Genomic DNA, 5,967 nt, shown 5'->3' on the forward strand with positions numbered 1-5,967 from the left:
CTACACCCCTGTCGGTCGTGGTGGCACATCACCATGCACAGCATCCTTCAGCAACACCGAGCGTCACCGCACCACAAAAGTTGGGCCAGAACCGGTTCTCGTGAACAGATCCAACCTCGTCGACGGTCTCGACAATCGCCGTGGCGCGAGCCACCGGGGCTCCACATCCCGTACGCACGGGTCAGGCGTCGGCCAAGCGGAAGTGGACGATGGCGACGTCGTCGGCGGAACCGATGTCGGGGTAGTGGTACCGCAGCCTGTCGTGGAGTTCTGCGAGATCGCGGAACCCGTCGGCGACGGCGTCCTGCTCGGTCAGCTCGCCGACCTTCTTCGACGTGATCTGTGTGACGACACCCTCCAGCACCACCTCCTCATCGAGCTCGAAGACCATGCCGACCGGCCCCGGGGCAACCGGATCCCGGAAGCGTACGGTCGTCGTCTTCCGTCCCGTGCGGACGGCGTTCAGATAGTCCGGATGGAAGTACAAGGACTGCCTGGCCGCCGCATGACGGCCAGGTTCGGAGGGCACGGCGTGCTCAGCCCACACATAGCTGTGGGGCAGGAGGTCGGCCACGGAGACGCTGCGGACTCCTTCGGCCGTCGGAACCAGGACGCGGATGCCTGGATGGTGGTCGAGGAGGACTTGCCGGTCACGACCGCACGGCGCGAGCACCCCGCGGTCCCGGTCGCCGACCGCGACGATCGTCGTCAGGTCACGCGCCCCCGCCGCACGGGCATGCCCGAGCGCCACGAGCTCCGCACAGGGCCCACCGGTGAAGTGGTAGAGGTTGATGCCACCGAACACCTGTCCTCGGGCATCCCGGACAGCGGCGCCAACCGTGTGCACCTCACCGTCGCCGTTGGCCTCCACGATGCGCCGGGCCAACTCGATCAGTTCCATGTCTTCTTGCGTCGGCAAATGCAGGGTTCCGTCCACGCACAGCACCCTACGACCGGCGCTCGGGAGCGACGACCACAGGAGGAGCCGAGGCCTGTCTGCGGCCGTCGGCGGCCGGGCCGGCCGACGGCGTCCGCGTCGGTCAGCGGGTGCGGAGACTGCTGGTGTACACGTCCGTACGGTTCTGTGGTGCCCCGGAGTGGGTCTCGGTGAGCACCGCCCGTACTCCCTTGCCGTCCGCCACCAGGCCTTGGTAGTCGCCGAGGAAGTAGCCCCCGGCGAACGGCGCCTGTAGCCAGTCGAAGATTCGCGAAATCCGTCGTTCGGTCCGGAGCTTCGGGTTTCCGCGCCGCAGCGTGGCCAGTTGGTAGGCGGTTGGCAGGGTGGTGGTGTTGCCGGGCTTGAGGAAGCGCAGGTCGTAGTAAGTGAGCGCGACCGTGCCCCGCTCGGCGACCGCGATCGACGGTGAGAAGGCCGGAACGCCCTTGGGGCTGATCAGCTCCGGGTTCCCCCAGGTGCGTCCGCCGTCGGTGGACCGCACAAGCTGGACGGAGTCGAACCTTCCACCGGAGAAGTCCGAGCCCTCGTAGGCCATGTACAGCGTCCCTGTCCTGGGGTCGACGGCCGGGCTCGGCAGGGTGGTCCCGTCGCGCAGCAGTTTGGTGGGGTCGTTCGGGTCGACCTCCGGTACGGAGGTGTCCCGGGCCACGGTGACCGGGGCGCTCCAGGTCTCCCCGGCGTCGGTCGAGGTGACCACCTCGTAGCGGGCTTCGACGACGGTGCTCAGGTCGTCGGAGTAGGTGATCCGGTCGAAGAAGTCGTACAGGGTGCCGGTGCGCCGGTCGACGACGATCAGATGGCCGATGGTCTGGGTGTTGGGTACGGCGCTGGTGTCGACGAACGGCCGGGCCTTGCTCCAGGTGCGCCCGCCGTCGCGGGTGAGGGAGATGTAGCCGGGACCGTCGAGGGAGCTGGGGCCGGGTGGGTCGTTGTCGAGGCGGTTCCAGACCTGGTAGGCAGTGCCCTTGCGGATCGGGTCGGCGGTGAGTGTGGGCTTGTCGTTCAAGAACGGCTGCTCGTCGACGTGCGTGGTGGTGAGGTTCTGCCAAGTGCGGCCGCCGTCGCGGGACGTGACTGCCAGGAGGGCGCTGCGCGTGCTCTTCGTGAAGTCGACGCCCTCTCCGCCGGCGTAGACCGTGCCGTCCGGTCCGGTGCTCACCCAGGGGTCGGTGGCCCGTTCGTAGTCCGCGCCGCCGGGGGCGCACAGGCTGAACGGCAACGTGCTCCGGTGGAAGGTGCGGCCGTCCGTGGTCCAGCCGGCCACCAGGCCACGGGCGCCGCCGTCGTTCCAGCGGTCCTGCTGGAACACGGTGACCACGCGCTTCGGGTCGCGCGGATCGACGGACAGGTACGGCTCGACCTCGGTGCCCGGGTAGACGACGCTGTCGGGGGACCTCGCGCCGATGGTGCACTTCGCGTACGGGTCGCCCTGGGACACCCTGACCAGTGGTGTGCCGTCGGGGTTCCGGTCTGCCGCGGCGGGAGTCGCGCCGGTGACCGTGACGAGCAGGAGCGCGGCGGTGGTGACGGCGGTCAAGGGCAGGAAGACGCGCATGCGGGATCTCCTCCGGGCCTGTCGGCCGGGGCGTCATCAGGGCGGCCTGGAGCGCGGAGGCGTACCGGAACGCGAGGTGGGGCGACTCCGCTTGGTCCTTTTCGGCGTTGCAGCCGTTGCCCTTGATGGGCCGAACGACGGAGTCGTCCCCGGGGTCGTCCAGGAGCACGGCGGAGCCGACCGGCGGGTGCACCGTGCCGGTCGGCTCCTTGGTCGTGCTGTCAGGGCGCCGTCTCGTAGGTCCCCGGAGAGGGCCGTGGGCCGCGTGCCGGTTGGCGATGCCGGCGGGGTCGGCCTCGGCTCAGAGGGGTTGGTGGAGCGGGATGGCCTGCTGGACCTCTTCAACGGTGGGGATGAGTCAGGGCATCGGCAAAGGGCCACCTCGATGCGGACTGCGGCGCGATCATCGCCCGCGCCAGAAGGAAGACTCCATCACCGTCGGCACATCCGGGCTCGAGGCCGACGGAACTGCTGGTTCCTCTGCGCCTGTTGAAGACATGCCGAGTGTCGACAACGCTCCTGATCAATACAGCTGGGAAATCCGAAAATCAATACGGTTAGGAAATGCGAACGACCTCGTCGGTCACTGTGTGACGCCATGGCCGAGACCGTTCAGGACGGCGGCGAGCGCGGTGTTCAGGACGGCGCGGACCGTCTCGAAGCGGTGACGGCCAGCCTTGGCTTCGAGACGGCCGGCGTCCACCATCGCGACTGCCGCGATGTCGGGACGGGCGCGGGCAGTCCACCCGACGGTGGGTCGGGTGCCGTCACCCGATACCCACCGCGCCGGGTGCACCGGCCGGACTGGTTGCCCGGCCGTGCGCCGAACGGTCAAGTGATCGCCTGCGTGGTCCCGTCGGGCAGCGCGCAGACGCTGCCGTCGTAGGGGCGTGTAGCGATCTGTCCGCCTGCGGCCCTGCAGTCGTCTGCGGAGATGTTCGGAGACGAGGCGGCCGCGGCGCCGACAGCGCCGACGACGCTCACGCCGGCAAGGGTTGAGGCGGCCAGGGCGAGGCCCAGGATTCTTCGCATGCGCATGGCTTCCTACTCCTCTCAGGCGTCTTCGTTCGCCCTTCGGGAAGGACAAGTCTCAGACGACGACGCCCTCTTACTCAGCATGGGCGCTCCGCATGAGGCCCGCGAGGCGAGGCTGGGCGCCGCGCCCGGGCGGTGACTGCCCGGCCCCGGAGAGGCATGACGTCACCGACCTCGACCGGCCGCGTCGGTACGTCGCGTGCGCGTCGGTAGGAGCGGGGCGACGTCGATGTCCTTGGCGTCGAGACTGTCCACCGGGGCCGCAATCTGTCCGGGCAGGCCGGGGGTTGAGGAGGAGACGGGCCGTCCCTGCCTCCGACCGGTGCCGGCGGGCGCCTGCCGCGCGCGGTCCTCTAACGCGGTTCGTGTGCCGCCGCCCGGCAGGCAGCGGTCGCGGCGCCGCCCGCCACTCCGGCCCCGGTCAGCCCGGTCACACACGCCTGCAGGTCTCCGACCACGCCACGGCTGCAGGCCGCTGTGACGGAGTCGGAAGCGGTGGCACCGGCCAGTTCGGCCATCTGTGTGCAGGCGGGGATGTCCGCCCGGACCGCGGGAGCGGCGAGGACCGCACTGCCGAGGGTGAGGGTCAGGCCGGTGAGGGCACCGGCGATACGGGTCGACGTGCGCACGGGAAACACCTGCCTTCCGGGTTGGTCGCGCGGTCCTGGTCCCGGCGGGCCGGACCCACGTGGTAAGGCCGCCTGGCGACGCTCGGTGAGTGGTGCCCCGGCCCGGCGGGCTCACCAACTGACCGCACGATTCTGCGTCGCATCCATTCAGCCGCACCGGGACATGCCGCACCGGGACATGGTCGCCAGGCCGAAGGAGAGGGCCCCGGACCGGATGAGACGCACTCGGGCCCCACTCGCGGGCCTTCACTCCAGCGTCGCATCCTCTCTCCCGCCCGTCCTGGGTAACCGGGGCCGGCCTTTCCGGCCGGGGGTGGTCTCTTCGTTCCAGGGCCTGTCCGACGGGTCGCGTCACCGACCCCGCACCCGACAGCACTGTCACTCGAATGGAGCAACATGACGTGCCACCCACATGGGTGAAGATCAGGCTGACTAGTGCCCCAACCGAGGCAATCCGTGAAAGGGAAACCAAATGCGCATTCGACGAATCCTCGCCGCCGTCATCGCTACGGCAGCCCTCGCCGGACTCGGCCTCACAGGCGCCGCCACCGCCACCGCACAGGGTGGCCCATCCTATGTCACCCCTTCTCAGTGCAGGCAGGGCGGCGGAGAGCCCCGGATCGACTTGCCGGGCAACCCCTGCGTGGGCGGCGAGTTCGACGGCCAGACGGTCGACTAAACCCCGCAAGGCGCCCCGCAGCCACGCGCCGCGGGGCGCTCCCGCGCGAGCGTAGCCGGGAGAGTCGCAGGGACTGTGCCGACCCGTCGGGCACGCCAGGTCCGAGTCGGCCCGGAAGCACGCGGCGGGCGGGAGCTCCCGAACGCCGTCGCGCGCGAGCGCAGCGAGCTGCCAAGGTTTTGTGCGGCCGTAGGCCGCACCTTCTGTTACTGAGGCAAGAAGCCGGGCGTTCCTTGCCCAAGCTCGCGGAGGCGAGCGAGGTAGTCCTGAGCGGCAGGCTCGGCCGCGTATCGGTCCCCATCTCGGCTGCCAGCTCGCGGCTCGTCATGATGAGCGACGGGACAACTGGCGCTCGCCTCAGCGCTGGGAGTGACTGCCGCCCCGGGAGGGCGACTTGGAACAGGCGCTCGTCATGGGCGAGCGCGCCCTCGCCCCGCGCCTCAGCGTTGCGCATGGGTGAGCGCTCCGTGCCGTCGAAGTCCGTGCGGTTGCGTCCAGGGAAGTGGTGTACGGGTTCGACCTATCCGGGGGTTTGCTCCGGCGTTGGGATGAGGCCCGCATAGATGAACGGCCACCGGCTGATCTTCGAGGTGTCGAAGCCCGAAGGAGATCAGCACGATGACCGCACCCGACAGTCTGCCCCTGCACGTCCTCGCTGAGGACAACCTCGCCGCGGCGAGTCCCGATCTGCTGCGCGCGATGGTCAAGACGTTCGCCGACGCGCTCATGTCCGCCGAGGCGGACGCCCTCTGCAACGCCGAATACGGCCAGGTCAGCGACGAGAGAGTCAATCACCGCAACGGATATCGCCCGCGCGAGTGGGACACCCGGGCAGGCACCGTCGAACTCGCCATCCCCAAGCTCAGGTCCGGGAGTTACTTCCCGCACTGGCTGCTGGAGCGGCGCCGGCGGGCCGAGCAGGCCCTCATCTCGGTGGTCGCCACCGCCTACCTGCTCGGGGTCTCCACCCGCCGGGTCGAGAAGCTCGCCGAGAGCCTGGGCGTCACCCAGCTGTCGAAGTCGCAGGTCAGCGCGATGGCCAAGCACCTGGACGAGCAGGTCGCCGAGTTTCGTAACCGGCCCCTGGACGCCGGTCCCTACGCCTTCGTCT

6 protein-coding genes are annotated in these 5,967 nt (G+C 69.7%); 3 read left to right on the forward strand and 3 right to left on the reverse strand.

The features are described 5' to 3' along the window. Positions 1–181: 181 nt before the first annotated feature. Together ACFYZE_RS35975 and ACFYZE_RS35980 are read right to left on the reverse strand one after the other, a co-directional pair. Complete coding sequence (locus tag ACFYZE_RS35975; RefSeq protein WP_389003874.1) at positions 182–937, reverse strand: ASCH domain-containing protein; 756 nt, start codon at positions 935–937, stop codon at positions 182–184. A gap of 103 nt (positions 938–1,040) precedes the next feature. Further along, positions 1,041–2,513 carry a sialidase family protein gene (locus tag ACFYZE_RS35980; RefSeq protein ID WP_389003877.1) on the reverse strand — a complete coding sequence of 491 codons (1,473 nt, stop codon included), beginning with the start codon at positions 2,511–2,513 and terminating at the stop codon, positions 1,041–1,043. A 598-nt stretch (positions 2,514–3,111) separates the two neighbouring features. On the opposite strand from ACFYZE_RS35980, the gene ACFYZE_RS35985 reads away from it, so the two are divergent. Beyond that, a complete protein-coding gene (locus ACFYZE_RS35985) occupies positions 3,112–3,399 on the forward strand; it encodes a hypothetical protein (RefSeq protein WP_389003880.1) in 288 nt (95 codons plus the stop codon). A gap of 502 nt (positions 3,400–3,901) precedes the next feature. On the opposite strand, the gene ACFYZE_RS35990 is transcribed toward ACFYZE_RS35985, so the two are convergent. Next, positions 3,902–4,177, reverse strand: a complete 276-nt coding sequence (locus ACFYZE_RS35990) for a hypothetical protein (RefSeq protein WP_389003883.1) — start codon at positions 4,175–4,177, stop codon at positions 3,902–3,904. 472 nt (positions 4,178–4,649) lie between these two features. Here ACFYZE_RS35990 and ACFYZE_RS35995 point away from each other — a divergent pair, with 472 nt between their 5' ends. Together ACFYZE_RS35995 and ACFYZE_RS36000 are read left to right on the forward strand one after the other, a co-directional pair. Further along, a complete protein-coding gene (locus ACFYZE_RS35995; RefSeq protein WP_389003886.1) occupies positions 4,650–4,856 on the forward strand; it encodes a hypothetical protein in 207 nt (68 codons plus the stop codon). Between the two features lie 618 nt (positions 4,857–5,474). Continuing rightward, positions 5,475–5,967, forward strand: a 493-nt coding sequence (locus ACFYZE_RS36000) for a transposase (protein WP_389003889.1), incomplete at its 3' end; no start/stop codon positions are given.

The organism is Streptomyces sp. NPDC001796 (assembly GCF_042892355.1).
In the GTDB taxonomy this organism is placed as follows: Bacteria; Actinomycetota; Actinomycetes; order Streptomycetales; family Streptomycetaceae; genus Streptomyces.

What these genes read in the sequence shown, in the direction of transcription:
- ACFYZE_RS35980 (WP_389003877.1), bottom strand. Translation starts at nt 2,513, where the DNA reads ATGCGCGTCTTCCTGCCCTTGACCGCCGTCACCACCGCCGCGCTCCTG.
- ACFYZE_RS35995 (WP_389003886.1), top strand. Translation starts at nt 4,650, where the DNA reads ATGCGCATTCGACGAATCCTCGCCGCCGTCATCGCTACGGCAGCCCTC.
- ACFYZE_RS35985 (WP_389003880.1), top strand. Translation starts at nt 3,112, where the DNA reads ATGGCCGAGACCGTTCAGGACGGCGGCGAGCGCGGTGTTCAGGACGGC.